Consider the following 26,158-nt stretch of genomic DNA (forward strand, 5'->3'; position numbering starts at 1 on the left):
CCCCCCCCCCCCCCCCCCCCCCCCCCCCCCCCCCCCCCCCCCCCCCCCCCCCCCCCCCCCCCCCCCCCCCCCCCGCCACCGTCACCCCCGCCGCGGGCGGGGGTGATGCTTTCTAGGCGGTCGCCAGCACCTCGGCCGCCACCTGCTCCAGCTCGCGGCGCAGCCAGCTGTGCGCCGGGTCGTGGCGGTATTTCAGGTGCCAGATCATGTACATCGGCATGCGGCCAACCTTGGCCGGCAGCGGGCAGCTGGCAAAGTCGCGCATCAGTCCGCGCCCGAGCAGGCCCGGCAGCGTCGCCAGCAGGCCGCTGCCGCGCAGGAAGGCCGGGATGCCGGCGAACGACGGCACGGTGACGGCGAAGCGGCGCGCGATACCGCGCGCCTCCAGCTGCAGGTCCACGTCCAGCATCCGCCGCGGCGCGTACAGCACGGTGACGTGCTCGGCGGCGAGGTAGTCGTCCAGCCGCGCCGGCGCCGCGCGCTGCGCCGGATCGTAGAACACGCGGTAGTCGTCCTCGAACAGCCGCTTCTGCAGGATGTCGCCGGCCTCCGGCGGCCGCGGCGAGATCGCCAGCTGGCAGTGCTCGTCGCGCAGCATCTCGCTGCTGGGCACGTCGGACGGGATCACCCGCAGCCGTACCCCCGGCGCCTGCTGCCGCAGCCGCTGCCACAGCGGCGGCAGCAGCAGGTCGCGCTGGAAGTCGTTGGCGGCGATGGTGAAGGTGGTGTTCAGTGTCGCCGGCGCAAACGCCTCGCCGGCGGCGAAGCGCCGCATCTCGTCCAGCAGCACCCGTGCCTGCAGCGCCAGCGCCTCGGCACGGGCGGTGGCCACGATGCCGCGCCCGCTCTTGACGAACAGCGGATCGCCGGTGATCTGGCGCAGCTTGTCCAGCAGATGCGACACCGCCGACTGCGTCACCCCCAGCCGCCGCGCCGCGCCGGTGACCGACTGTTCCTCGATCACCGCCAGCAGCAGCTGCAGCAAACGGCCGTCCAGCTGCAAATGATCGAAATCGCTCATACGTGCCATCAATACCCCTGTCTTTATTCCGGTTATTGCTTTGCCGATACTACCCGACACAGCAAACGCTGCAAGCAGGGAAACCAATAGGGAGAACAGGATGGAGACAACAAAACGCAAGCTCCGCGTCACCGGCACCGCGGTATTCGACGGTGATCTGGCGCAAAAGGGCTACGCCCTCAACAAGATGTGTTTTTCCTTCAACGACGCGGCCAACCGCCAGGCCTTCGCCGCCGACGAGGCCGGCTACTGCCAGCGCTACGGCCTGAACGCCGAGCAGTACGCGGCGGTGCGCGAGCGCAACGTGCTTGGCCTGCTGGCCGCCGGCGGCAATGTCTACTACCTCGCCAAGTTCGCCGGCATTCTCGGGCTGGACGTGCAGGACCTCGGCGCGTTGCAGACCGGGATGAGCAAGGAAGCGTTCAAACAGATGTTGCTGGAGGCAGGGAAATAATCATGGCAAAAATCGTAGGCGGCATTACCACTTCACACGTTCCGGCCATCGGCCGCGCCATCGCGCAGAACCTGCAGCAAGACCCGTACTGGAAGCCGTTCTTTGACGGTTTCCCGCCGGTGCAAAAGTGGCTGGACGAGGTGAAGCCGGACGTGGCGATCGTGATCTACAACGACCACGGCCTGAACTTCTTCCTCGACAAGCTGCCGACCTTCGCCGTCGGCGCCGCCGCGCAGTACCACAACGCCGACGAAGGCTGGGGCATCCCCACCCTGCCGTCGTTTGCCGGCGACGCCGAGCTGTCGTGGCAGCTGATCAACAGCCTGGTGGCGGACGAATTCGACATCACCACCTGCCAGGAAATGCTGGTCGATCACGCCTTCTCGCTGCCGATGAAGCTGCTGTGGCCGGAACAGGACCGCTGCCCGGTGCGCACCATCCCGGTGTGCATCAACACCGTGCAGTACCCGCTGCCGTCGGCCGCCCGCTGCTACAAGCTGGGCGAGGCGATCGCACGCGCGGTGGCGTCCTGGCCGGAAGAACTGAAGGTGGTGGTGATCGGCACCGGCGGCCTGTCGCACCAGCTGGACGGCGAGCGCGCCGGCTTCATCAACAAGGCCTTCGACCTGCAGTTCATGGACAGCCTCACCGCCGCGCCGAAGTGGGCGACGCAGTACAGCAACGAGGAGCTGGTGGAGCAGACCGGCACCCAGGGCGTGGAGCTGCTGATGTGGCTGACCACCCGCGGCGCGCTGCCGGGCGAGGTGGTGGAGCTGCACCGCAATTACCACATCCCGATCTCCAACACCGCCGCCGGGCTGATGCTGTTCGAGTGCCGCTGAGGCCGGACCGCCGGCGCTGGACAGCGGCGCCGCGCTGACGTCGTAAAAAAAGCACCGTTCCCCTGCCGGGACGGTGCTTTTTGCTTGAGCGGCTCGGCCGTGGCCAGCCGGCGTGCGGCTCAGCCCGGCGGCCGCAGATAGGCCAGCACCGCCTCCACCAGCATCTTGCGGTGCGATTCGCGCGACGCCTCGCTGACCATGTCGCGGCCGAAGATGGTCTGGAAGGTGTAGCGGTTGGCGACACGGAAGAAGCACAGCGAGCTGATCAGCATGTGCAGGTCGGTGGCGTCGACCTCGGGGCGGAACAGCCCCGCCGCCTTGCCGCGCGCCAGCACGCCGTCGAGCACCTCGATGATGCTGCGGTTCAGCGACTTGATCTTCGACGACTGCGCGATGAACTTGCCGTGGTGGATGTTCTCGATGCTGACCAGGCGGATGAAGTCGGTGTGCGCGGCGTGGTAGTCGAAGGTGAACTCCGCCAGCCGGATGATGGCGTCCACCGGCGACAGCTCAGCCAGGTCCAGCCCGGTTTCGATGTCGCGAATCTCGCCGTAGCAGCGCTCCAGCGCCGCGATGTACAGTTCTTCCTTGCTGCGGAAGTAGTACACCACCATGCGCTTGATGGTACCGGCGCGCTCGGCGATGGCGTCCAGCGTGGTGCCGCTGAAGCCGGTCAGCGCGAACTCGCTCACCGCGGCATCGAGTATGCTTTTCTTCATGCCCTCCGGGTTGTTCTTGCGCTTTTGCTTGACCACCGCGCTGCCTTCCGGCGCCTCGCCACTGTTTTTCATGATCGGCACATCTGTTCCAGACTGAGTGAACGCCGCACCGGCAACGACGGCCGCCGCGGACAAGACCTCCATCCTATCAAAAAGCGCCGCCGCTGTATTTGCGCGCCGGGCGCCCGTTGCGGCCAACCCTGGCCGCGTACGGAACTCTGCCGCCGTTGCCGGCCACCAAGCAGGATTGCCCGCTCCCCCGAACCCGCCCGACACCATGCCCATCCGCGCCCTGACCCTGCCGCTACTGGCCGCCGTGTTCGCCGTCGCCGCCTGCAGCCAGACCCGCCCGCCGCCCAAGCCACCATTGGGACAGGCCAGCTTTGCCAGCTACCGGCAGGAGACGCGGCAATGGTTGCGCCAGCAGCGCCAGTTCGTCGGCGCGGACATCGAGCGCGAGCTGGACTACAACAGCCCGCACGAGTGGCAGCCGGCCGGTACGCCGCGCGGCGGCGTGCTGCTGGTACACGGGCTGGGCGATTCGCCGTTTTCCTTTGTCGACATCGCGCCGCGGCTGGCGCAGCAGGGCTGGCTGGTGCGCACCGTGCTGCTGCCCGGCCACGGCAGCACGCCACAGTCGCTGCTGCCGGTGGCGATGGCCGACTGGCAACAGGTGGTGCGCGAACAGACGCAGCTGCTGCAGCGGGAGGTTGACCGCGTCTGGCTCGGCGGTTTTTCCACCGGCGGCAATCTGGTGCTGGGCGAGGCGCTGGCCAATGCCGGTATCGCCGGCCTGCTGCTGTTCTCGCCCGGCCTCAAGTCCGACAGCCGCCTCGATTGGCTGACACCGTGGCTGGCACCGCTGCGGCCGTGGCTGCGCTCGCCGGAGCCCGCCCGCGCGCAGCAGACGCCGGTGCGCTACCTGAACGTGCCGACCAACGGCTTCGGCCAGTACTACCGCAGCAGCGCCAGCGTGCGTGCGCAGCTGGCGCGCCAGCCCTACCCGCGGCCGGTGCTGATGGTGCTGAGCGAGCACGACTCGGTGCTCGACGTGCGCTACACGCTGGCGCAGTTCAGCCAGCGCTTCAGCCATCCGCACAGCCGGTTGATCTGGTACGGCAACGCGCCGGCCAGCAGCGACCATCGCGTGCTGTGGCGCCCGGACCGGCTGCCACAGCAGCGCATCAGTCAGTTCTCGCACATGAGCGTGCTGTTTGCGCCGGATAACCCGCTGTACGGCCGCGACGGCAGCCTGCGCCTGTGCCAGAACGGGCAGGACGCCGCCGATGACGCCGCCTGCCGCAACGGCGCCACGGTGTGGTATTCCGACTGGGGCTACCGCGAAGCCGGCAAGGTGCACGCCCGGCTGACCTTCAATCCCTATTTCGACTGGCAACTGCAGCAGATACAGCAGCTGCTGGCAGGCAGCAGCGCCGGCGACGCCACGCTGCAGCAGGCGGCCGATGCGCGCTGAGCCGTCCGCCGCCACGCTTGCGGCCAAGGTTGGCCGCAAGCGTGGCACTCGGCAGGCCGGATGCCAGCCGCTACACTACGGGGCTTCCATTACGCCGGCCTACACCGGATTGCACCGGATCGCCCCCATGCCCGACTGCTATCAGCCGCTGCGCCAGCCGCGCAGCGAGTACCACCACTTCAACGGCCATCCCTGCCACGTGCTGCGCTGGGGCGAGGCCGACGCGCCGACGCTGTTCATGCTGCACGGCTGGATGGATTGCGCGCTGACCTTCCAGTTCGTCGCCGACCTGCTGCCAGCGTGGCAGATCATCGCGCCGGACTGGCGCGGCTTCGGCGCCAGCGGCTGGAACAGCGGCAGCTACTACAGCGCCGACTACCTCGCCGATCTCGACGCGCTGCTGCAGCACTACAGCCCGCAAGCGGCGGCCAAGGTGGTCGGCCACAGCATGGGCGCGATGGTCAGCGGCCTGTACGCCGGCATCCGCCCGGAGCGGGTGGCCAAGCTTGCGCTGGTGGAGGGCTTCGGCCTCGCCGACAGCCGCGCGCAAGAGGCGCCGGGCCGCTACGCGCGCTGGCTGCGCGAGAAGCAGCAGCCACCGGCCTACCAGCCGCTGGCGTCACTGGCCGCGGTGGCACGCCGGCTGCAGGAGCGCAACCCGCACCTTAGCGCCGACAAGGCCGTCTTCATGGCGCAGGCGCTGACCACGCAGCGCGACGGCGCGCTGAGCTACCGCGCCGATCCGCGCCACAAAATGGTCAACCCGGTGCTGTACCGGCTGGAAGAGGCCAAGGCCTGCTGGCGTCGCATCAGCTGCCCGGTGCAGTGGGTGATCGGCGGCGAGATGTGGGATCACCCGATGGCCAAGGGCGTGTTCGACACCCTCGACGAACGCCGCGCCTGCTTTGCCGACCTGCGCGAAGCGGTCATCGCCGACGCCGGCCACATGGTGCAGTGGGAGCAACCGGCAAGCCTGGCTGCAACGCTGCAATCGTTCTTTGCTCAGGAACAATCCGTCTAAGCCGGTGCTGGATTTCGGGCTGCCCATAACGTAAGGTAAACGCCATTGTCGTTTTTACCGGAGCCCGCCATGACCCGCTACGCCCGCCATCTGCAACAGCGCACCATCGTCAACCCGTTCCAGGGCCTGCCACGGCTGGAGGCCGCCATCGGCCGCCGCATCGTGTCGCGCATCGGCTCCAACGAGAGCATGCCGATTGCCGGCCACCCGCTGGCGACGCAATGGGGCGAGGCGCTGTACGAACTGGCGCGGCTGTATCCGGACCCGTACGCCAGCGCCATCCGCGAGCGCGCCGCGGCGCTGAACGGCGTGGATGCGGCCAACGTGGTGGTCGACGCCGGCGCCGACAGCCTGATCGCGCTGTTCCTGCGCGCGCGGGTGTCGCCCGGCGACGTGGTGGTGTGCACCGCCGGCACCTACCCCACCTTCCGCTACTTTGCCGAGGGCGTCGGCGCCGAGATCGTCGAGGTGCCGTACGCCGAGCACGACGGCGTACTGGTCAACGACCTGCCGGCGCTGGCTGCCGCCGCCAACGCGCACCAGGCGGCGCTGGTCTACCTCGCCAACCCGGACAACCCGACCGGCACCTTCCACCCGCGCGACGCCGTCGCCAGCCTGCGCGCCGCGCTGGCCGACGATACCCTGCTGCTGCTGGACGAGGCCTACGTCGACTTCTGCGCCGCCGCCGAGCGCCAGGGCGTGCTGGCCAACACCGTGCGCCTGCGCACGCTGTCGAAGGCGCACGGCCTCGCCGGGCTGCGCGTCGGCTACGCCATCGCGCCAGAGCAGTGGATCAGCAAGGCCGACCAGATCCGCACCCAGTTTGCCGTCTCAAGCGTGGCGCAGGCGGCGGCGGTGGCGGTGCTGGATGCGCCGCACTGCGCCGACACCATCATCCGCGACACCTGCCGGCTGCGCGAGCAGCTGCACGCGGCACTGACCGGCGGCGGGCTGCGCGTGCTGCCGTCGCACACCAACTTTGTCTGCATCGTGTACCCGGATGCCGACAGCGCGCTGCAGCGGCAAAAGGCGCTGTTGCAGCAGGGCATCGCGGTGCACCGTCCGCCGCATCCGGCGATGCAGCACATCCTGCGCGTCACCGCCCATCCTGACGCATGTCAAGACTCGACCATTGCCGTGCTGCTGCGGGGCTGAACACGGGTACACTGTGCCGTATTGCCCTGTACCCACCCCACCATAAAAAGCGGCCGCAACATGAAGGTTCCCCATTTCGACCAAGACACCACCGCCGCGCTGGTGCGCAACCTGGTGATTCCGCCGCGTCCGGCGCTGCTGGACCAGCTCGCCGCCTTGCGCAACGATCCGGAGATGAGCCTGCTGGACGTCGCCGGGCTGATCGCCACCGACATCGGCCTGTCGGCCGCCATCCTCAAGGCCGCCAACAGCCCGCTGTTCAGCAGCCAGCGTAACATCACCTCGGTGCAGCAGGCGGTCAGCCTGCTCGGCACCCGCAACACCATCACCCTGGTCAGCGGCCTGCTGCTGCGCCTGGCGCTGACCGCGGAATCGCCGCCGGCGATCGAGCAGTTCTGGGAACGCAGCATGCAGGAGGCGGCCATCGCCGCCACGCTGTGCGAGCGGCTGGGACGGCCGGCGGAGGAGTGCCAGAGCTTCGCGCTGTTCCGCAGCTGCGGCATCGCGGTGATGCTGATGCGCGATGCGCGCTACGAACGCACGCTGCGCCTGATCGGCCAGGCGCGCGACCGCCAGATCAGCAAGATCGAGCAGGAATTCCACAACACCAGCCACGACATCGTCGGCTACCTGGTGGCACGCACCTGGAACATGCCGGAGCCGTTCTGCCAGGCGATCCTGCTGCAGCACCAGCCGGAGCTGTTCCAGGTCGGCAGCGAGCCGCTGCTGGACCACGAGCACATGATGATGGTGGCGGTGGCGCGCGCGGCGCAGTACGTGTGGCGCACCAGTACCGACCACCACGGCGACGGCGCCTGGCGCGAGCGTGCCGACGACATCGTCAGCTACCTGGGCATGGACAGCACCGAGTTCGAGGACTGGGTCGACAGCATGCACCACCAGCTGCACCACTGAGCGCTGCCTCCTCGGCGGCAGCCATGAAAAAACCGGACGCTGGCGTCCGGTTTTTGTTTGTGCGGTGCCCTGTTCAGTGGCGCGCTTCGCGCACCGCGGCCATCACGTCGAAGTTGAACAGGCGGTTGACGTCGTCTTCGTCGAACACATAACGTTGGCCGCAATACTCGCAGCCGATCTCGATGCTGCCCTGCTCCAGCACCACGTCGGCCGCCTCCTGGCCGCCGAGCAGCTTCAGCATCTCGCCGACACGCTCCTCGCTGCAGTTGCAGGCAAAGCTGACCGCCGCCGGGTCGAACACGCGCACCGTTTCCTGGTGGTAGAGCCGGTACAGGATGTCGTCGGCACCCAGCGTCAGCAGCTCGTCCTGCTGCAGGGTGTCGGCCAGCGCCACCACGTGCGGCCAACCTTCGACGTCGCCGTGCCCGTCCGGCAGGCGCTGCAGCAAGAGGCCGGCGGCGGTGTCGTCGTTGCAGGCGAGGATCAGGCGGGTGTCCAGCTGCTCCGAGCGCTGCATGTAGTTCTCCAGCATCTGCGCGATGCTGTCGCCCTCCAGCGCCACGATGCCCTGCCACGGCTCGCCCTCTTTCGGCTCCAGCGTCACCACGAAGGTGCCGCCCTCGCCCAGCAGCTCGGCCAGCGGCGCGTCGGTGATGGCGGCGTCAAAGCGCGCGGTGGCGCGCACGGTGCGCTCGCTGGTGCATTCCGCCACCGCCAGGCGCAGCGCGCCCTTGCCGTGCAGCTGCATGATCAGCGTGCCGTCAAACTTGAGGTTGGCAGCCAGCAAGCTGCTGGCTGCGACCATCTGGCCCAGCACGTGGCGCACCGCCGCCGGGTAGTTGTGGCGGGTCACCACCTGCTGCCAGGCACCGTCCAGGCGCACCAGCGCGCCGCGGACCGGCACACCGTCGAACAGGAAGCGCTGCAGGGTATCGGCTTGGTTCATTTGTCAGAATCCTTATCAATCGAAACAGTGTAGAGCGACATCGGCAACGCGCTGCTGGCGTCGAACTCGGCGCCGGCACGCACCGCCGCCTCGGCAATCGCCCTGGCGTCCAGCGCGCTGTCGTACAGCGCGTGCATCGCGCCCATCGCGAACTTGCGGCCGGAGCCGATGGCCCAGAAACGGGAAAATTCGTACACCTCGCGCATCGGATAGACGCCGAAGATGCCGTGGCTATTGGCGACCAGCACCATCATCTGGCTGGATTCGTACGGGTCTTCCTCGTCTTCTTCCGGGCGCAGGAAAAAGTGGTCTTTCAGCTTGGGATGGATCTTGCGAAAGGTCTCGAACAGGCCGCTGCGGCTGGACAGGTCGCGCGATTTCATCCCCTTTAGCGCGCCCTGCAGCACCAGGTCGTGCGCCGCCGAGCCGGCAATGGCCAGATAGCTATCGCCCAGGCGGAAGATCTTGTCGTGGAACACGTCATAGGCCGCCGGCAAGCGCTGGTCGTCGCCAAACGTGGTCTGGCTGTCCGCCGCGATGGCGATCTGCCCGTTCTTGCGTACTACCACGATGGTGGTCATCGCCATCTCCCCTGGAAAAGAAAGCAAAGGTGGTGATTTTACTGGAAATTGCAAGCCCTGCCTGCATCCGGCGCGGCAACAGGCTTGGCGGGCGCGCCGCTGCGTGAAACAATAAGGCATCACCCCGGCAACACCGCAGAAACGGACCCACCATGTGCCAGCTGCTCGGCATGAACTGCAATACCCCGACCGACATCCTGTTTTCCTTCGAGGGTTTCCACCGCCGCGGCGGGCTGACCGACCATCACGCCGATGGCTGGGGCATCGCCTTTTTCGAGGGCAAGGGCGTGCGCCTGTTCATCGACGACAAGCCGTCGGCGGATTCGCCGGTGTCGGCGCTGGTGCGGCAGTACCCGATCAAGTCGCAAAACGTGATCGCGCACATCCGCAAGGCGACGCAGGGCGTGATCAACCTCGCCAATTGCCACCCGTTCCAGCGCGAGATCTGGGGCCAGTACTGGATCTTTGCCCACAACGGCGACCTGAAGGATTTCCACGCCCGCCCCGGCTGCTACTACAACGCGGTGGGCAGCACCGATTCCGAGGCCGCGTTCTGCTACATCATGGAAGCGCTGCGCGCCAAGTGGTGCACGCCGCCGGATACCGCCACGCTGTTTGCCGAAATCGCGCGCCTGGCCGCCGAGCTGCACGGCTACGGCATCTTCAACTTCATGCTGTCCAACGGCGACTGGCTGATCACCCACTGCAGCACCAAGCTGCACTACATCGTGCGCCAGGCGCCGTTTCCGGCGGCGCACCTGGTCGACGAGGACGTCACCGTCGACTTTGCCACCGTGACCACCCCCGACGACCGTGTCGCGGTGATCGCCACCATCCCGCTGACCGACAACGAACAGTGGACGGCGATGCAGGCCGGCGAGATGATCCTGTTCCGCGACGGCGCGCCGCTGCTGCAACACCAGTCCTGATCCCCCCAACGTTGGCCGCAAGGCCGGAAAGCCCCCATGCCGCACCTGACTGCCGAATACAGTGCCAATCTCGACCGTCTTGCCGTGCGCCCGCTGCTGCACGCGCTCAATGCCGCGCTCATCGCCAGCGGCCAGTTCGAGGCGCTGGACATCAAGAGCCGCGCGCTGCGGCTGGACGACTACCTGGTGGGCGAGGCCGACAGCGGCCACGCCTTCGTGCACGTCCGCCTCGACCTGCTGTCCGGGCGCAGCGACAGCGTGAAGCAGGCGCTGTCGGTGGCGCTGCTGCAGGTGCTGGACGCGCAGGTCGCGGCCCCGGCCGGCGTCGCGCTGCAACGCTGCGTCGAGGTGCGTGACATCCACCGCGCCAGCTACGCCAAGTCGTGCGCCTGAACGGCAACACCGCACAAAGAAAAAGGGAGGCCGCGGCCTCCCTTTTTTGTTGCGTGCACTGCAAAACTCAGTAGGACAACGACTCGTGACGGGTCGGCACCAGCGCACCGGCCGACAGCGACATCATCAGCAGCGCGATGCGTTCGTGCATGATCACCGTGTGACTGTTACCGGCAAACTGCATGAAACGGCGCAGATCCTCGCGGACTTTGCGCGAGCCGGTGAGGTCGATGATGATGTCGATGCGTTCGCCCTGCTCGGCCAGCTCGATGAAGTTATCGGTGACCGGCACCCCTGCCTCGCGCGCGATCGCGATGCCCGGCAACGCGAGATTCAGCTCCGCGACGCCGACCAGTTCGACAAAAGGCGCAGCCAGCAGCTGCTTGAGTAGCGGCGTGCCGGTTTCACCGGCTCCCACCATGGCAATGCGGATTTTTTCCATTGTGACCTCCATGACTGCCTATGCACCAGGCATCAGGCATCAGAAGGCGACACTCTAGCAATCCGCGCCGGCCGGCGAATTGCGCTGGATCAATTCCCCGCCGCATCCTGCGCCGCGAGGAAGGCCTGCAGCTCGGCCAGTGTCGGCATGCCGCCCTGGGCGCCGACCCGAGTCACCGCCAGCGCGCCGGCGGCGGCGGCCAGCCGCATCGCCGTCTCCACCCCCTGCGGCAGGAAGGCCGCCAGCGCGCCGTTGAAGGTGTCGCCGGCGCCGGTGCTGTCCACCGCCGTCACCGCGAAGCCGCTCTGGTGGTGCAGGCTGCCGTCGGCGCGCGCGTGCCAGGCGCCCTGCTTGCCGTGCGTCATCACCACCTTGCCCGGCAGCGCCCCCAGCAGCGTCGCGATGTCCTCACCCTCGCGTTGCAGCAGCAGCGCCAGCTCGTGCTCGTTCGGCGTCAGCAGGCTGGCGCCGTCGATGATGTCCTGCGGCAAGGCCTGTGCCGGCGCCGGGTTCAGTATCACCGGCACGCGGTGGCGTGCCGCCAGCGCCAGCAGCGCGCGCACCGTCGGCAGCGGGATTTCCAGCTGCGTCAGGATCACATCGGCGGCGGCGATGGTGGCCGCGGCGGCCTCGATATCGGCCGGCAACAGCTGGTGATTGGCGCCGGGGATCACCACGATGTGGTTGTCGCCGCCGCTGACGGTGATCACCGCCACGCCGCTGGCAACGCCGTCAACCACGCCGACGTGGTGGGTGTCGACGCCCTCCGCCTGCAACCCGGCCAGCAGCTCGCCGCCGAAGGCGTCGCGGCCAACCTTGCCCACCATGCTGACCTCGGCCCCCAGCCGCCGCGCCGCCACCGCCTGGTTGGCGCCCTTGCCGCCGGGCAGGGTCAGGAAGCGCTCGCCGGTGATGGTTTCGCCCGGTTGCGGAAAGCGCGGCGCCAGCGCCACCAGATCCATATTGATGCTGCCTACCACCACCACCTTGCCCATACCCTGCCCTCGTGTGCCGTCGTTATCGGGAATATCTTAAAGAGGCGCGCAGTATCGCCGCCACGAAAAAGGCTGCCAAGTGCCCACCACTCGGCGGACAGCTGGCAGCCCGGTGCCGCGCGGCATAGCCGCACTCAGTGCAGGCTGGTCTGCGACAGGAAACGGATGTAACCGACGCTCTCCAGCCAGTAGCCGCCATCGGACAGCGGCGTCGCCTCCTCCAGCTCGGCCACGGTCAGCGTGAACTCGCTGCCGTCGAGCGAGGCCTCCAGCGCCACGTCGTCTTCGTCGGCGTAGTCTTCCGAGGCATACATGAATTCGGGCTTGATCAACTGGTTGTTGATCTGGATGTAGTCGGACTGATTCAGCAAGCGCAGGATGTTCATGATGGTCTCCTTGGTGCTGCCACGCTCCGTCACGAAAGGCGGGGCCGGTTTACATGCTAGCCATGACAAACTTTGCCGCAGCGTGCCGGTAGCCGCAGCCTGCTACATCCAGCCACGCTCCGCGAGGGATTCGGCGTGGCTGCCGGTGACCACAAAATGATCCAGTAAACTGATATCGACCAAGGCCAGCGCCTGCTTGAGGCTGGCGGTCAGTGCCCGGTCGGCGGCGGAGGGTTCCGCCACGCCGGACGGATGGTTGTGCGCGACGATCACCGCATGGGCATTGTGCTGCAGTGCGCGGCGCACGATCTCGCGCGGGTAGACCCGCGTCTCGGTGAGGGTGCCCCTGAATATTTCTTCGACCGCCAAAACCCGGTTTTGTGCCGTCAGGAACAGCGCCACGAACACCTCCACATCACGCACCCCGATCGCCAGCCGCAGGTACTGCCGCACCGCCTGCGGGCTGGACAGCGCATCGCCCAGCTGCATTTCCTCCGCCAGCACCCGCCGCGCCAGCTCCTTCACCGCCATGAACTGCGCGTACTTGGCCGGCCCCAGCCCGCTGCCGCGGGCAAAATCGCCCGGCTCCGCCGCAAGCAGCTTGCCCAGACTGCCGAAGCGCTGGATCAGCTGCCGCCCCATGTCCACCGCCGAACAGCCGCGGATGCCGGTGCGCAGGAAAATGGCCAGCAACTCGGCATCGGACAGTACCGCCGGGCCGCGCTGCAACAGCTTTTCGCGCGGGCGTTCCGCTTCCGGCCAGTGGGCAATCGACATCGCAGACTCCTTATTGGGCTATAGCATGATATGTAGCAGGTTTTTAATGACATATCACTATTATGTAGTACCGCGCCCACGCGCCGCGCTGTCGTCGGCGGCGAATACGTTACAATTCGCGCTCTGTTGCCAACCAACACAAAGCCGAACCGATGACGCAAAAACGCATCCTGCTGGGCATTACCGGCGGTGTCGCCGCCTACAAGGCCGCCGAGCTGACCCGCCTGCTGGTCAAGGCCGGCCATCACGTCGAAGTGGTGATGAGCGAAGCCGCCACCCGCTTCGTGACGCCGCTGACCTTCCAGGCGCTGTCGGGCAATGCGGTGTACTGCGATGTGTGGGACAGCCGCCCGGACAACGCGATGGCGCACATCGAGATGTCGCGCCGCGCCGACGTGTTCGTGATCGTGCCGGCCACCGCCGACTGCCTGTTCAAGCTGGCGCACGGCGCCGCCAGCGACCTGATCTCGACCATGGCCAGCGCGCGTACCTGCCCGCTGGTGGTGGTGCCGGCGATGAACCGCCAGATGTGGGAGAACCCGCCCAACCTGCGCAACGTCGCCCAGCTGCAGGCCGACGGCGTGCAGGTGTGGGGTCCGGCACACGGCGTGCAGGCCTGCGGCGAGACCGGCCCCGGCCGCATGCTGGAGCCGGAAGAAGTCTTCGACCTGCTGAACGGTTTCTTCGATGAGAAAGTGCTGGCCGGCAAGCGGGTGCTGCTCACCGCCGGGCCGACTTATGAAGCGATCGACACCGTGCGCGGCATCACCAACATCAGCTCCGGCAAGATGGGCTACGCACTGGCCCGCGCCTGCCGCGACGCCGGCGCCGAGGTGACGCTGGTCTCCGGCCCCACCGCGCTGGCCGCGCCGATGGGCGTGCGCCTGCTGCCGGTGCAAAGCGCCAGCGAGATGTACCAGGCGGTGCTGTCCGAGGTTGGCCGCAGCCAGGTGTTCATCAGCGTCGCCGCTGTCGCCGACTACCGTGTCAAAAACCGCAGCGAGCACAAGATCAAGAAGGGCGACGCGCTGCCGCTGATCGAGCTGGAAGAAAACCCCGACATCCTCGCCACCGTCGCCTCCCTGCCGGCGGCGCCGTTCTGCGTCGGCTTTGCCGCCGAAAGCCAGAACCTGCTGCAGTTTGCCGACAGCAAGCGCCGCAAGAAAAAAGTACCGCTGCTGGTCGCCAACCTGGCGCAGCAGGCGATGGGCAGCGACGACAACGAGGTCACCCTGCTTGACGACGCCGGCCAGCACCCGCTGCCGGCGATGGCCAAGGCCGAGGTGGCACGCGCCATCGTCACCCACCTGGCCCGCCTGCTCTGAAGCACAAGCACACAAGGTTGGCCGCAGGCCTGCGGCCAACCTTTTTTTTAGCCCATGAAACGAGTCACTGCATGAAACCCACCATCGACGTTCAAATCCTCGACGCCCGCCTGAAGGACAACCTGCCGGCCTACGCCACCAGCGGTTCCGCCGGGCTGGACCTGCGCGCCGCCATCGACGCCGAGATGACCATCGTGCCCGGCCAGACGGTGCTGGTACCGACCGGCATGGCGATCCACCTGGCCGACCCCAAGCTGGCGGCGATGATCCTGCCGCGCTCCGGCCTCGGCCACAAGCACGGCATCGTGCTGGGCAACCTTACCGGCCTGATCGATTCCGACTACCAGGGCCAGCTGTTCGTCTCGGTGTGGAACCGCGGCGACAGCGACTTCGTGCTGAAGCCGCTGGAACGCATCGCGCAGATGATCATCGTGCCGGTGGTCCAGGTCGGCTTCAACATCGTCGACAGCTTCGACGCCTCCGAGCGCGGCGAAGGCGGCTTCGGCAGCACCGGCCGCAAGTGAGCCTCCGCCGTTAAAAAACACTGCGGCCAACCTTGGTGACAAGGTTGGCCGCAGTGTTTTGTGCCGCGCCGTTTACTGCAGCGGCGGCAAGTACGCCTGCCACGCCGGCGGAATCCGCCGCAGCACCGCCACGCGGCAGACGTGCCAGAACGCCGACAGCGTCAGCAGCGCCGCCCCGATCAGCAGCGCGGTAATGGCAAAGCCCAGGCTGACGACACCGTACTGCTCCAGCAGGCCACTGAACGCGTACAGCACATAGGCCAGCGCCGACACCATCAGCGCGCGGCGGTCGATACACAGCGATACCAGCGCAATCGCGCCATACAGCGCCAGCACCAGCAGCGCCTGCGCCACGCCGGAGTGGCCGCCGGGGCCGGCCAACTGCTGGAACGCCGGATGCACCAGCAACGGTGCCGCCAGCAGATGCAGCCAGAACGCGACATCGGCACGCCGCGTCTGGCGCTGGCGGTCACTGCTATCCCAGCGCATCGCCAATACGAAGCTGGCGAGGCCAGCGCCGAACACGATCAGATTCAGCCAGTCGCGCAGCAGCGGCAATGCGGCCAGCAGCAGACTCGCGACACAGCCGGTCAGCGCCGCAGTGCCGGCGGCCACCGTAATCGGCACCTGGAAACGGCGCCAGTGCAGCCAGGCTGCGGCTGTCGCCATGGCACTGGCCAGCACCATCACCAGCACCGAGTCCGCGATCGCCCCCGCCAGCAACGCCATGCCAGCCATGCCGGTGCCACCGACAAACGCCAGCAGCAGCACGATGGACGGCAGCGCCATCCGCCGCTGGCGGGTAAACACCTCGGCCAGCCCCCACGCCGTCACCGCCACCGCCACGCCACCACACCATGGCGCCAGCGTGCCGGCAATCCAGCCCACTGCCAGCAGCAGCAACACGCTGGCGATGACCACGAACACGTCGTTGAACCCGCTCAGCAGGCGGAAATGCTCCTCATCCGCCACTGGCTGCTGCCTTGCGACATGATGGCGAAACGCCGCCGCCGTGTCCGCGCTGAAGATGCCGGCGCGCACCGCCGAAGCGAGATCTTCTTCTGTATACATGTTGCCCTTCTCCCGTCACTGATTCTGCCGTCATCGCCACCGCACAGTCGCGGTGCCGCAGCGATCCGGCCACTGGGCGCATCATGCCATCATGCTGATCGCCGGCAAAGCCGCCGGCCCATGCGGCGGCCAACCCTGGCCGCCTCAGCCCTCGCCGCGCATCTGCCGCCGGTAGCGTTCCGGCGAAAAACCGACCTGCTTGCCGAACATGGCGATGAACGCCGACGGCGTGCCATAGCCCAGCTGCGCCGCGATGTCCTGCACCGGCCAGCCCTCCTTCAGCCACGCCAGCGCCTGCAGCAGCCGCACGCGGTTGCGCCACTGCACGAAGCTCATCCCCAGCTGCTGCTGGAAGCGCCGCGCCAGCGTGCGCTCGGTGCTGTGCACCCGCTGCGCCCAGCGGCCCAGCGTGGTGTTGTCGCCGGGCGTGGCACGGATGGCGGCCAGGATAGGCTGCAGCTGGCGGTCGCTGCTGTCCGGCAGGTAGCTGTCGACGCTGCCGGCGCGCACCAGATGCTCGACCAGCAGCTCGGCCTGGCGCACATCCCACGCGTCGCCCATCGCCACCACCTCGCGCTGGCGGAAGTCCTCCAGCAGGGCGCGCACCAGCGGCGTCTGCGCGATCAGGCAGGCGCGGTCCGGCAGACGCGCGGCCAACTCCGGGCTGACGTACACCGACAGATAGTCCATCGCCTGCCGCACGTGCGCCGCGTGCACCCTCTCCGCCGGCACCCACACCAGGTAGTCGGCCGGCGCGATCAGCCGCTTGTCGTCGAGCACCAGTTCCAGCAGGCCGAGACTGATGCGGTTGATCTGGCCCCACGGATGGCGGTGCGGCTCGAAATCGGTATTGGCCATGAACTGCTCGTAGCGGAAGTACAGCGGTGCCGGTGGCGGCAGCTGCAGGTCGATGGCGGAGTAAGGCGGCAGCATGTTGTCGGATTTGGCGCATGAGTTTGTCTGTTTTGCATTATAAGCAACAAAACAGACAGGCTTACACTGGCGCCATCTTGCCGCAGGAGCGTTGTCATGGCCGTACTGTTTCCCCTGCTGGCGGTGCTGATCTGGGCCGCCAACACCGTTGTTTCCAAAGCTGCCGCCGGCGTATTCGACCCGGCCGCCATTTCCTTCTACCGCTGGCTGGTCGCCGCCGTGGTGCTCACGCCGCTGCTGGCACGGCCGCTGTGGCGCCGCCGCGCCGAGCTGCGCCCGCACCTGCCGCAGCTTGCCGTGCTGTCACTATTAGGCATGGTGATGTACCAGTGTCTGGCCTACTACGCCGCGCACAGCACCAGCGCCACCAATATGGGCGTGATCTGCGCGCTGATCCCGCTGCTGGGGCTGCTGCTGAACGGCGTGGTGTTCCGCCAGCGCATCGCGCCGGCAGCCATGCTGGGCGTGGCGCTGTCGCTGGCCGGCGTGCTGTACCTGCTCGGCCACGGCGATCCGGCCAGCCTGCTGGCCGGCGGCATCAACCGTGGCGACGCGCTGATGCTGATCGGCTCGGCGTCGTACGCGCTATACGGCATCCTCTACAAGCGCTGGGCGCCGCCGTTCGGGCAGTGGCTGAACCTCTACGCCCAGGTGCTGCTGGCGGTGGCGATGCTGACGCCGCTGGCCGCCAGCGCCGACAGCCTGGCCATCCCCGCCGCCGGCCTGCCACTGGTGCTGTTCGCCGGCATCGCCTCCTCCATCCTCGCCGCCTACTTCTGGATGCGCGGCCTGCAGCAGCTGGGCAGCGAACGCACCGCCATCTTCATGAACCTGCTGCCGCTGTTTACCGCGCTGATCGCCAGCCTGCTGCTGGACGAAACCATCCACGCCTACCACTGGCTGGGCGGCGGCCTGATCCTGCTCGGCGTCAGCCTGACCCAGGGCGGCCTCGCCCCGCTGTGGCGGCGCTGGCGGCTGAGCGCGCCATAATCCGGGCTGCTTCTCCGGCAGTGAACGACAACAACGAGCTAGTCACCAAAACGGCCAATTTCTGAGCTGCCTGTCCGGCAGTGAACACGCACTCCCGTCCGACTCGCCCACCTCGGACTTTCTGAGCGGCCTGTCCGGCAGTGAACTTCGGTGTCGATCCAGGCATCGAAGCCCAGCATTTCTGAGCTGCCTGTCCGGCAGTGAACGCGATAGCCAGCTCGCGCACCATGGCCTTGGTTTTCTGAGCTGCCTGTCCGGCAGTGAACAATGACGCATCCCACGTCCGACCCTCGCGAATTTTCTGAGCTGCCTGTCCGGCAGTGAACATCACGCGCCACGCCGCCCCAGCCGTCAAACATTTCTGAGCTGCCTGTCCGGCAGTGAACACCCAGCGCGATGTTGGTGCCACCGGCATTCATTTCTGAGCTGCCTGTCCGGCAGTGAACACTGCTGGCGGCCGGCGCCGGCTTCACCATCTTTTCTGAGCGGCCTGTCCGGCAGTGAACACGGAATGGGCTGCACTCTTTGCGGCACGCATTTTCTGAGCTGCCTGTCCGGCAGTGAACCAGCAGCCGGAAATGAAGCCGGCGCCGGTAAATTTCTGAGCTGCCTGTCCGGCAGTGAACATAAGCCCACTCGCCCATGCGACCCCCTTACATTTCTGAGCTGCCTGTCCGGCAGTGAACTCGAAATTCTTGATCTTGCGGGGCGTGCCCATTTTCTGAGCTGCCTGTCCGGCAGTGAACAAGGCGCTGGAGGCACCAAAGAAGGCAGGAACTTTCTGAGCTGCCTGTCCGGCAGTGAACTTTCTCGGCAGCGGTCTGACAGTCCACGCAGCTTTCTGAGCTGCCTGTCCGGCAGTGAACCGGCCTATGCTGCCGCGTCCGGGGCCATCATCTTTCTGAGCTGCCTGTCCGGCAGTGAACGCGTGGGCAAGACGACGACTGTTCGTGGTTTGTTTCTGAGCTGCCTGTCCGGCAGTGAACCCTTTCGGTTGTGGCAGCCTAAGCTGCCTCAGTTTCTGAGCTGCCTGTCCGGCAGTGAACGCATCGAAGTTGCACCACGCTGGTTTTCACGTTTTCTGAGCTGCCTGTCCGGCAGTGAACGGGAAGGAGACCGCAGTGCTGATTGCAGAGCTTTTCTGAGCTGCCTGTCCGGCAGTGAACTCGAGCGTGGCCAGCGGGCATCTACCCGTGAATTTCTGAGCTGCCTGTCCGGCAGTGAACCTTCGTTGCACTTCACAGCGGCCCACGCATCAGTTTCTGAGCTGCCTGTCCGGCAGTGAACTTCGAGTTGTGGCACGGCAATGGACGGGATTCTTTCTGAGCTGCCTGTCCGGCAGTGAACTCGTACCCCGTCCGTCGCCCTGGTGCGTCAAGTTTCTGAGCTGCCTGTCCGGCAGTGAACTCTTCAGTCCTCCAACATGGCCATCAAAGCGATTTCTGAGCTGCCTGTCCGGCAGTGAACGGTGAGAGGCGGGGAAAACCCCGCCCCTTGATTTTCTGAGCTGCCTGTCCGGCAGTGAACCTCTCCGCGGCCAGCCGCTTGCGCTCTGTCCATTTCTGAGCTGCCTGTCCGGCAGTGAACTCAGCCACGTCGATTCGGTCGGTTCTTGCGATTTTCTGAGCTGCCTGTCCGGCAGTGAACCGCATTGGTCCGGTTTCGTGGCTGGGTGCAAGTTTCTGAGCTGCCTGTCCGGCAGTGAACAAGCCGGCCTGGTAGAAACCGAGCGGGGCGTATTTCTGAGCTGCCTGTCCGGCAGTGAACTTCGGCTTCGGCGGCGTCGGCAAACGCGACAATTTCTGAGCTGCCTGTCCGGCAGTGAACCCAAGTGCGTGCTGGATGTGGGCGATGTCTTGTTTCTGAGCTGCCTGTCCGGCAGTGAACATAGTGGTAAGCGCTGTTGGCCCCATGAGAGTTTTCTGAGCTGCCTGTCCGGCAGTGAACGCCCTGCTCGCCAACTACGGTTTCATCCCCAATTTCTGAGCTGCCTGTCCGGCAGTGAACACGAGGTGGTGGCAGCGCATGGTGGCATGGCCTTTCTGAGCTGCCTGTCCGGCAGTGAACAATCTCCATCTTTGGGGTATGGTACTTCGCGTTTTCTGAGCTGCCTGTCCGGCAGTGAACGCACTCGCGTAGCCTTTGCAACCATTCACCAATTTCTGAGCTGCCTGTCCGGCAGTGAACATGTACTCGGGTGGGGCGTACCGATCAAACCATTTCTGAGCTGCCTGTCCGGCAGTGAACTCGATCAGCGCGTCATCGATGCGATCCTGATATTTCTGAGCTGCCTGTCCGGCAGTGAACACAATTGCGCACAGTAGACCGACTTGAGCGATTTTCTGAGCTGCCTGTCCGGCAGTGAACCCGGCCGCGCATGCTGAGCGTGGCCAGCAGCATTTCTGAGCTGCCTGTCCGGCAGTGAACTGACGGTGCGTTTCGAACATGCTGACGTGCTTTTTCTGAGCTGCCTGTCCGGCAGTGAACTAACCGAAACCGGCCAGGGCGGCGCGGATGGCTTTCTGAGCTGCCTGTCCGGCAGTGAACTCGACCTTCCTCGATTTCAAGTGCTTGTATCATTTCTGAGCTGCCTGTCCGGCAGTGAACCTGGCCAAGGTGCTACACGTCGACGTGGCAACTTTCTGAGCTGCCTGTCCGGCAGTGAACCATCACGGTTCCCGATACTCGCCAGAAGACCCTTTCTGAGCTGCCTGTCCGGCAGTGAACCCTCTGGCGGTGGCATCTCTTTCAAGCTTGATTTTCTGAGCTGCCTGTCCGGCAGTGAACACGGGGGTTGCACACGATCAAGGCTCTGTCGTTTTCTGAGCTGCCTGTCCGGCAGTGAACGTTTGCCTTTCTGGTTTACCCGCCTCTCCGTTTTTCTGAGCTGCCTGTCCGGCAGTGAACCTTCGGTTCGAGCTTGGGCGGCGTCCATGCCATTTCTGAGCTGCCTGTCCGGCAGTGAACGTGTCCGGCGGCCGCACGGTGCGGCGTTGGACTTTCTGAGCTGCCTGTCCGGCAGTGAACGACGCGCAGAACCGTGTTATCGCCTTCGAGGATTTCTGAGCTGCCTGTCCGGCAGTGAACGTGTGGCTGATTACCCAAGCGCCGCGGCTGATTTTCTGAGCTGCCTGTCCGGCAGTGAACGCACCAATGCGGGTAATGAGGTCAGTCCAGAATTTCTGAGCTGCCTGTCCGGCAGTGAACCCCTCTTTCGCGCTCAGCCAAGGCCATCCAAATTTCTGAGCTGCCTGTCCGGCAGTGAACAAGTACATCAGCAAAAACATTGACGGCTTCAATTTCTGAGCTGCCTGTCCGGCAGTGAACGTACTGCCACCAGTACCCCCAGTGGAACCGCTTTTCTGAGCTGCCTGTCCGGCAGTGAACCCGTTTACGAATTCGACGCACTGCGCCATTACTTTCTGAGCTGCCTGTCCGGCAGTGAACCAGTGGCGCCAGCGCCAATCTGGTCGGTGATCTTTCTGAGCTGCCTGTCCGGCAGTGAACACTGGCGGGGCTTTGTTTTCTGGCGCTGGAATTTTCTGAGCTGCCTGTCCGGCAGTGAACCATCAATCAGTGAACGCCGGGGCGGCTGAGAATTTCTGAGCTGCCTGTCCGGCAGTGAACCCGCAGAGGCGCACGAAGTCGCCCCAGTTGGATTTCTGAGCTGCCTGTCCGGCAGTGAACATGTTGGGCGTTTTCTGGCGGGTGTCGGGAACTTTCTGAGCTGCCTGTCCGGCAGTGAACTAGACGCCTTCCGGCTGCAGGCCTTGACCAGCAAGGTACGCAGCGATTTTACCGGCAAAAGCCCTTTACTGAAGCGCCGCCATAAGTAACTGATTTTCAAAGAGCCAAATTGCGCGCCAGAAAAAAGGGTTGCGACCAACGTTGTCAGCCTGGCCACAACCCTTTGTGCTTCAAAACGCGGGTACGGTGGCCACCTGGCTCAGGCCGTAGGTGTTGAATTCGCCTTGTTCGCCAGCAGCGACTGCGGTCTGGGTAATGAAAAGGCGAAACTGCTGCTGGCCGGTGCTCTGGCTGCTGAGGGTCAGGTATGGCAGGTCGAGCCGTTTGGCCTTGTCGTCCGGGATCAGCCGCAGCGCTTCGATCTCGCTCACGCCTTTGCGCCGCATCAGCCGCGCACGCTCTCTGGCCGGGTTGCTTTTGATCTGTTTGCGCTGCACGCGGATGTGGCCAGCGCCCACCGGTACCGGCTGGATGTGGCCCACGGTGACGTGGTCGCGCATACCGGCCAGCCAATTGCGAGCCATGAAGCTGTCCAGCGCAGCGGCGCTGCCGTGCAGGCGCAGCGTGTGGCCCAAGGTTGGCCGCAAGGTGTTATCGCCGTCTCCTTTTGGAGCCGGATTGTAGCCGGGGAAGCTTGCGCCGATGTCGCTACGCTGGGTTGTCACCAGCGCGCGGTGCAGCGTGGAGAACAGGGCGTTCAGCAACAAGGGCGGGGAAAACTCCGGGTCCGGCAGGATGCGGATGTCCAGATAGTGGTCCATGACTTAGCCCGCCTCACCGAAGACGCCGCCGCGAATCAGGGTGGCGATGACGAAGTGCTGTTGCGCCAGATCGGGCACTTTGTCGTTCAGCACCCAGTTGTCCAGCAGGGTGTAGAAGTCGGTTTTCTGCTTGGGCTGGCGATAGGCACGGCCCTGAGTGGTGACGGAGCCGTAGGGCTCGATGGCGATAGGGCCGTTGCTGTCGGCTTCCGGATACCAGTTGTCGATGGTGCGGATGGCGTTACCGATTTTTTGCGAGTGGATGGCAGCGATGGCCAGCTTGCCTTGTTGTACGGCATACAGCGTTTTGCTCTTGTCGCCACGACCACGATCGAGAATCAGCTCCTGACTCGGGAAGACTTCCTGCCCGGCACCGACACGCACAAAGGCGGTGATCTGCAACAGTACGTGCTCTTCACCGGCCAGGCCGCTGGTGATGGCGCGGGTCAAACCGGCCAACTGGCTTTCGGCACTACCTGCGGCAAAGTCGCGCAGCGACAGCGCCAGTGCGTCGAACGTCCAGCTTTCGGCTTCTTTACCGTCGCTCAGGCGGGCGATGTGGACGTTGACTTGTTCCGCGCCCACACGGTTGCGCCACAAAAAGCGGCCATTAGCCAGATTGTGGGCGTAGCGGCGGGCCAGCTCGGTAAAGCCGTTGGCACTGGTGTAGCTGGTTACGGTGTCCAGCAGCCTTTGGCGGTAGTCGCTGCTATTACAAGCGGACGGCGCGCCGGTGCCGCGCAGCACGCGCAGGGTGAAGCGCACTTTCAGGGTGTCGGCGTCGTGCGGCAGCGCGGCAACGTCGACGGTTTGCAGGTTGGGGTTCTCAATCGCCGCGTCCAGTTTGGCCGGATCCTGGTCTTTGGTTTTCAGGCGGTTGGAGATGGTACCCCGTACGGATTTTTCCTGGATGGTGACGGCAGGCCAGTTCTGGCTATTGGCCTGCTCTGCCCAATTCCCGGCAAAAAACAGCGCATCGGACGGATCCAGCTTGCGTTCAAAGGCGAGGACGGTGGCGGTTTTCAGGTTGGTCGTCATGTTCATTCTCCAATAAGGTCAGATGCCGTATCTTGCGGGGCGGTGTAGTGATTGCGGCAGCGATACACGCCGCTGGCTTCGTCAAAGTCGGGGTACCACAACAGATCCAATACATCGTGCAGGCGGTGCGGGCTGCGCCATTCACCCAGCGAATACACGCTTTCCACAAAGCGGAATGGCGTGCTGTCGTCGCGGGCATTGGCCACGCTGCCTGCCGGGTGCAGCCCGGACAGCGCGCCGTAACCCACCGGAATCGGCACAATCCAGCCCTCGCCCTGCTGGCGCGAGTGTTGCCAGACGGTATCGCCCTTGTCGTCGGTGACGGGGGAGTGATTGAGTCGTGATTTGTCCAGCCAGCCGTCCAGCAAGGTGGCATCAGGGTTGTGCCCGACCAGCTTGGCGTGATGGCTGTGCAGCAAATCGTCACGCGCTAGCAGGGCAAAACCCGGCAGCCACTGGCGGCGAAGCTGGCGGAATTGCTTAGCCCGTTTTTCGCCCTCCTCCAGTGCTTGCAATGTCGGCTTGATACGGCGGGCTGGCTGGTTTGCTTGCGGTATCACGCTGCCGCCGGCGATACGCAAGGTGGCGACGATGTTGGCAATGTTGGCCGCAATCTCGTCGCGTTTTGCTTCGTTTTCTGTCAGCACATCCCCCGCTACGCCAAACACAAGGGTGATGTCGAGGTGAATGCGACCTTCTTCGACAATGGCGGCCGTGCTGCCATCTTTGTCTATCGGGTTGCGTGTCAGATTGAAACGCTGCACGTAGTCGCCGTTGGTTTGCGCCTGATAGCCGTGGCAGATCACGCCCACGCCGTAAAATTCCAGATCGATTGCGCCTGCCAGCTTGCGCTCCAATGCCGCCATCAGCCCGCTAAACGCGGTGATGGAGGGCACGCCCCAAGTGTGCTGGCTGGAAATGGCATTGGCGTTTTGCACGCGCAGGTGAGGCAGGGTTAGCAGGCCAGTGATGTTAGTCAGCATCTTTACCGCCTTTCTGACCCTGGACTTGATCAAGTGCTGTCAGCGTGCGCGGTTGTTCATCATGCAAAATTTGCCACTCCCGATCACCGGCCAGCTCGCGTGCCCAGTAGCGAAATTCCGCATCATTGACAGGCAGTGTCTTATCCAGTTGGCTGTTGAGCCAGCGGGCGAAGCGCTCCGCCACTTGCAAGGGCCAGTCTTGCCACTGCCATGTCTTGTTGAAGTCTTCATCCCCTGCGGCACGCCATGGGTCCAGCCAGCATTGCTCTTCAATGGGCAGCTTGCAGTCGGAATGCGCCGTCCAGCCAGTTGGCAGCTTGTTGATGATCTCGGCGGAATACAAAACCAGCTCGTCGAAAATCTGGTCTTGCAGTTTTTTGCGGTGATCGCGGATGTAGATGTTGTTCGGGGAGTTATCTTCTTCCCCCTCTTTGGGCGCCTTGTAGTGCTTTTGCAGCCAGGTGCGCAGTTCACGCAACAGGCGCTGCACTTCACGGCGACGGCCAAAGCGATTGAAGGCGCTATCGGTGTGGTACAGCGGGGTCAACTCGCTGCTTTCCCATACGGGCGGCAGGGAGGCAAGCAGGTAGTTGCTGCCTTTGCGTTCGGAGTTCAACTGGGAAATATTCTGCGGCTTGGTACCGCCTTTTTTCTCTTCGGCCAAGTGCGGGTAGTCGCTGTAACCATGCGGGTACCCCACCCCGTCACGTTTTGCCTGCCGTGCCGCCTTGGCATCCTCGCCAAAGCGGTGTTGCTGGATGGTCTGGTAAATGTGGTGGGAAAAGGCGCTGGCGTACAGCGGGGACAGCAGGTGGTAATGACTGTCGTCGCAGGGGTTGGGCAGGTCGTCGGCATTGGGGCTGACCAGCCAGTACACCTGTTTGGCACGGGTATGGCTGCCGGGATCGCCGTTGGGTTCGGTGATGCTGACAAAGGCATCGCACAAGGTTTGTGCTTGTTCCGCGTCATCGCTCAGGGCGGACAGGGCATCGGCATCGCCTGCTTGCAGCAGACTGAGCAAGGTTTGGCCGTCGTGTTCCAGCTTGAGGAGTTTGTAGACATCCAGTGCGGCGGCATTGCCGACGACATCGCTGGCGGATGAAGAGTGCAGGCAGTGGCTGCCCACGACATCCCGGTTTGACAAGCTGCTTGCCGGGGCAAACAGGCTGCTGCCCTTGGCATCCGGATGGATGGCCTTGAGCGTGTGGGTGACCATTTGTAGCTGACCCACCCGTCGGGCGGCGTCAAGCAACCAGGCGGCTGGCTGGTACTGCGCTTTCAGATCGTCGCGCTTGGCCTCGTCATCGGCCAGTTTGTCGAGCTTGTCGCTTAGACGTTGGTGCAAGAAATCGGCAATGAGTGTCCGTAAACGCTGTTGCTTTGTTATGGGGACATCGGACATGCAAGGTCCTCCGGCAAATTGAATCATGTAGAATCACCCCGCACACATTTTGGCGAGGTGGTTGTTGCCTTGAATGTCTTGAAGTCATGCAGCTGATAAGGCGGTGTGATGGTCAGTCACATTTGTATCCTCCCTTCTGAATCAAAATACAGGGTGCAGGCGGCAAAGCCTTTGGTGTGGGCTGTACTGTCATGACGGAATGGCCGTTCTGTCATGACAGTGCCACTTTGCATGGGGTGCTGTTGATTTTTATCCTATTAGCTATGAGCTCTATATTATGCAAATGGCAAACGAAGTTTATTTGAAAGCCCATTGGCATGCAATGACTTATGCC

24 protein-coding genes, 1 pseudogene and 1 CRISPR repeat array are annotated in these 26,158 nt (G+C 64.9%); of the genes and pseudogenes, 11 read left to right on the plus strand and 14 right to left on the minus strand.

All coding sequences use genetic code 11. The features are described from left to right. Positions 1-112: 112 nt before the first annotated feature. A complete protein-coding gene (locus NOM55_RS12350; protein ID WP_255908812.1) occupies positions 113-1,021 on the minus strand; it encodes a LysR family transcriptional regulator in 909 nt (302 codons plus the stop codon). Positions 1,022-1,121: 100 nt separating this feature from the next. Here NOM55_RS12350 and NOM55_RS12355 point away from each other — a divergent pair, with 100 nt between their 5' ends. After that, positions 1,122-1,475 carry a protocatechuate 4,5-dioxygenase subunit alpha gene (locus NOM55_RS12355; protein WP_047965613.1) on the plus strand — a complete coding sequence of 118 codons (354 nt, stop codon included), beginning with the start codon at positions 1,122-1,124 and terminating at the stop codon, positions 1,473-1,475. A gap of 2 nt (positions 1,476-1,477) precedes the next feature. Next, a complete protein-coding gene (locus NOM55_RS12360) occupies positions 1,478-2,317 on the plus strand; it encodes a class III extradiol dioxygenase family protein (protein WP_255908813.1) in 840 nt (279 codons plus the stop codon). Between the two features lie 119 nt (positions 2,318-2,436). Here the strand turns inward: NOM55_RS12360 and NOM55_RS12365 are convergent, their stop codons facing one another. Further along, positions 2,437-3,108 carry a TetR family transcriptional regulator gene (locus tag NOM55_RS12365; RefSeq protein ID WP_255908814.1) on the minus strand — a complete coding sequence of 224 codons (672 nt, stop codon included), beginning with the start codon at positions 3,106-3,108 and terminating at the stop codon, positions 2,437-2,439. 205 nt (positions 3,109-3,313) lie between these two features. On the opposite strand from NOM55_RS12365, the gene NOM55_RS12370 reads away from it, so the two are divergent. The 4 genes from NOM55_RS12370 (at position 3,314) to NOM55_RS12385 (ending at position 7,601) form a co-directional block, all read left to right on the plus strand. Continuing rightward, a complete protein-coding gene (locus NOM55_RS12370) occupies positions 3,314-4,510 on the plus strand; it encodes a carboxylesterase (RefSeq protein ID WP_255908815.1) in 1,197 nt (398 codons plus the stop codon). A 127-nt stretch (positions 4,511-4,637) separates the two neighbouring features. Beyond that, the gene (locus NOM55_RS12375) at positions 4,638-5,531 is read left to right on the plus strand and encodes an alpha/beta fold hydrolase (RefSeq protein ID WP_255908817.1); all 894 of its coding nucleotides are present in this window, start codon (positions 4,638-4,640) and stop codon (positions 5,529-5,531) included. Positions 5,532-5,600: 69 nt separating this feature from the next. Then, the gene (locus tag NOM55_RS12380; protein WP_255908819.1) at positions 5,601-6,686 is read left to right on the plus strand and encodes an aminotransferase class I/II-fold pyridoxal phosphate-dependent enzyme; all 1,086 of its coding nucleotides are present in this window, start codon (positions 5,601-5,603) and stop codon (positions 6,684-6,686) included. Between the two features lie 60 nt (positions 6,687-6,746). Then, positions 6,747-7,601, plus strand: coding sequence for an HDOD domain-containing protein (locus tag NOM55_RS12385; RefSeq protein ID WP_255908820.1), 855 nt, complete (start codon positions 6,747-6,749; stop codon positions 7,599-7,601). Between the two features lie 73 nt (positions 7,602-7,674). Here the strand turns inward: NOM55_RS12385 and hslO are convergent, their stop codons facing one another. Further along, entirely contained in the window at positions 7,675-8,547 is an 873-nt protein-coding gene (gene hslO / locus NOM55_RS12390; protein ID WP_255908821.1) for an Hsp33 family molecular chaperone HslO, read from the minus strand. Beyond that, a complete protein-coding gene (locus tag NOM55_RS12395) occupies positions 8,544-9,128 on the minus strand; it encodes an MFS transporter (RefSeq protein WP_120810933.1) in 585 nt (194 codons plus the stop codon). Before NOM55_RS12395 ends, hslO begins: the two co-directional genes overlap by 4 nt. A 152-nt stretch (positions 9,129-9,280) precedes the next feature. On the opposite strand from NOM55_RS12395, the gene NOM55_RS12400 reads away from it, so the two are divergent. After that, complete coding sequence (locus NOM55_RS12400) at positions 9,281-10,057, plus strand: class II glutamine amidotransferase (protein ID WP_047965618.1); 777 nt, start codon at positions 9,281-9,283, stop codon at positions 10,055-10,057. 36 nt (positions 10,058-10,093) lie between these two features. After that, on the plus strand, positions 10,094-10,450 hold the full coding sequence (locus tag NOM55_RS12405; protein WP_255908822.1) for a 5-carboxymethyl-2-hydroxymuconate Delta-isomerase: 357 nt from the start codon (positions 10,094-10,096) through the stop codon (positions 10,448-10,450). Between the two features lie 67 nt (positions 10,451-10,517). Here the strand turns inward: NOM55_RS12405 and NOM55_RS12410 are convergent, their stop codons facing one another. The 4 genes from NOM55_RS12410 to radC all read right to left on the minus strand — a co-directional run bounded on the left by NOM55_RS12410 (position 10,518) and on the right by radC (position 13,050). Beyond that, the gene (locus NOM55_RS12410; protein ID WP_047965620.1) at positions 10,518-10,892 is read right to left on the minus strand and encodes an oxidoreductase; all 375 of its coding nucleotides are present in this window, start codon (positions 10,890-10,892) and stop codon (positions 10,518-10,520) included. A gap of 89 nt (positions 10,893-10,981) precedes the next feature. Next, positions 10,982-11,887, minus strand: a complete 906-nt coding sequence (rbsK, locus tag NOM55_RS12415) for a ribokinase (RefSeq protein WP_255908824.1) — start codon at positions 11,885-11,887, stop codon at positions 10,982-10,984. 134 nt (positions 11,888-12,021) lie between these two features. Then, positions 12,022-12,273, minus strand: coding sequence for a hypothetical protein (locus NOM55_RS12420; RefSeq protein ID WP_047965788.1), 252 nt, complete (start codon positions 12,271-12,273; stop codon positions 12,022-12,024). Between the two features lie 102 nt (positions 12,274-12,375). Then, a complete protein-coding gene (radC, locus tag NOM55_RS12425) occupies positions 12,376-13,050 on the minus strand; it encodes a DNA repair protein RadC (protein ID WP_255908825.1) in 675 nt (224 codons plus the stop codon). A 152-nt stretch (positions 13,051-13,202) separates the two neighbouring features. Here radC and coaBC point away from each other — a divergent pair, with 152 nt between their 5' ends. Continuing rightward, positions 13,203-14,375, plus strand: a complete 1,173-nt coding sequence (coaBC, locus tag NOM55_RS12430) for a bifunctional phosphopantothenoylcysteine decarboxylase/phosphopantothenate--cysteine ligase CoaBC (RefSeq protein ID WP_255908826.1) — start codon at positions 13,203-13,205, stop codon at positions 14,373-14,375. A gap of 71 nt (positions 14,376-14,446) precedes the next feature. Then, entirely contained in the window at positions 14,447-14,899 is a 453-nt protein-coding gene (dut, locus tag NOM55_RS12435; RefSeq protein WP_047965624.1) for a dUTP diphosphatase, read from the plus strand. A 72-nt stretch (positions 14,900-14,971) separates the two neighbouring features. Here the strand turns inward: dut and NOM55_RS12440 are convergent, their stop codons facing one another. Both NOM55_RS12440 and NOM55_RS12445 read right to left on the minus strand, forming a co-directional pair. Then, a complete protein-coding gene (locus NOM55_RS12440; protein WP_255908827.1) occupies positions 14,972-15,970 on the minus strand; it encodes a hypothetical protein in 999 nt (332 codons plus the stop codon). A gap of 144 nt (positions 15,971-16,114) precedes the next feature. Then, the gene (locus NOM55_RS12445; RefSeq protein ID WP_255908829.1) at positions 16,115-16,903 is read right to left on the minus strand and encodes a helix-turn-helix domain-containing protein; all 789 of its coding nucleotides are present in this window, start codon (positions 16,901-16,903) and stop codon (positions 16,115-16,117) included. Positions 16,904-16,999: 96 nt separating this feature from the next. Here NOM55_RS12445 and NOM55_RS12450 point away from each other — a divergent pair. Further along, a pseudogene (locus NOM55_RS12450) lies at positions 17,000-17,779 on the plus strand (DMT family transporter); the annotation flags it as partial. A gap of 112 nt (positions 17,780-17,891) precedes the next feature. Continuing rightward, a CRISPR array of direct repeats spans positions 17,892-21,640; the repeat unit is 28 nt; unit sequence TTTCTGAGCTGCCTGTCCGGCAGTGAAC. A 170-nt stretch (positions 21,641-21,810) separates the two neighbouring features. Here the strand turns inward: NOM55_RS12450 and cas6f are convergent. From cas6f to csy1, 4 genes are read right to left on the minus strand one after another with little or no spacing between them, the layout of a single operon-like run. Then, positions 21,811-22,401 carry a type I-F CRISPR-associated endoribonuclease Cas6/Csy4 gene (cas6f, locus tag NOM55_RS12455; protein ID WP_255908830.1) on the minus strand — a complete coding sequence of 197 codons (591 nt, stop codon included), beginning with the start codon at positions 22,399-22,401 and terminating at the stop codon, positions 21,811-21,813. 3 nt (positions 22,402-22,404) lie between these two features. Then, positions 22,405-23,439: a type I-F CRISPR-associated protein Csy3 gene (gene csy3, locus NOM55_RS12460; protein WP_255908831.1), complete on the minus strand. Its 1,035-nt coding sequence runs from the start codon at positions 23,437-23,439 to the stop codon at positions 22,405-22,407. A 2-nt stretch (positions 23,440-23,441) separates the two neighbouring features. Further along, positions 23,442-24,422: a type I-F CRISPR-associated protein Csy2 gene (gene csy2, locus NOM55_RS12465; RefSeq protein ID WP_255908833.1), complete on the minus strand. Its 981-nt coding sequence runs from the start codon at positions 24,420-24,422 to the stop codon at positions 23,442-23,444. Continuing rightward, positions 24,412-25,824 carry a type I-F CRISPR-associated protein Csy1 gene (gene csy1 / locus NOM55_RS12470; RefSeq protein ID WP_255908834.1) on the minus strand — a complete coding sequence of 471 codons (1,413 nt, stop codon included), beginning with the start codon at positions 25,822-25,824 and terminating at the stop codon, positions 24,412-24,414. The genes csy2 and csy1 overlap by 11 nt, the downstream gene beginning before the upstream one ends. Positions 25,825-26,158: the final 334 nt, after the last annotated feature.

It is taken from the genome of Vogesella sp. AC12, assembly GCF_024437575.1.
GTDB classification, from domain to species: Bacteria; Pseudomonadota; Gammaproteobacteria; order Burkholderiales; family Chromobacteriaceae; genus Vogesella; species Vogesella indigofera.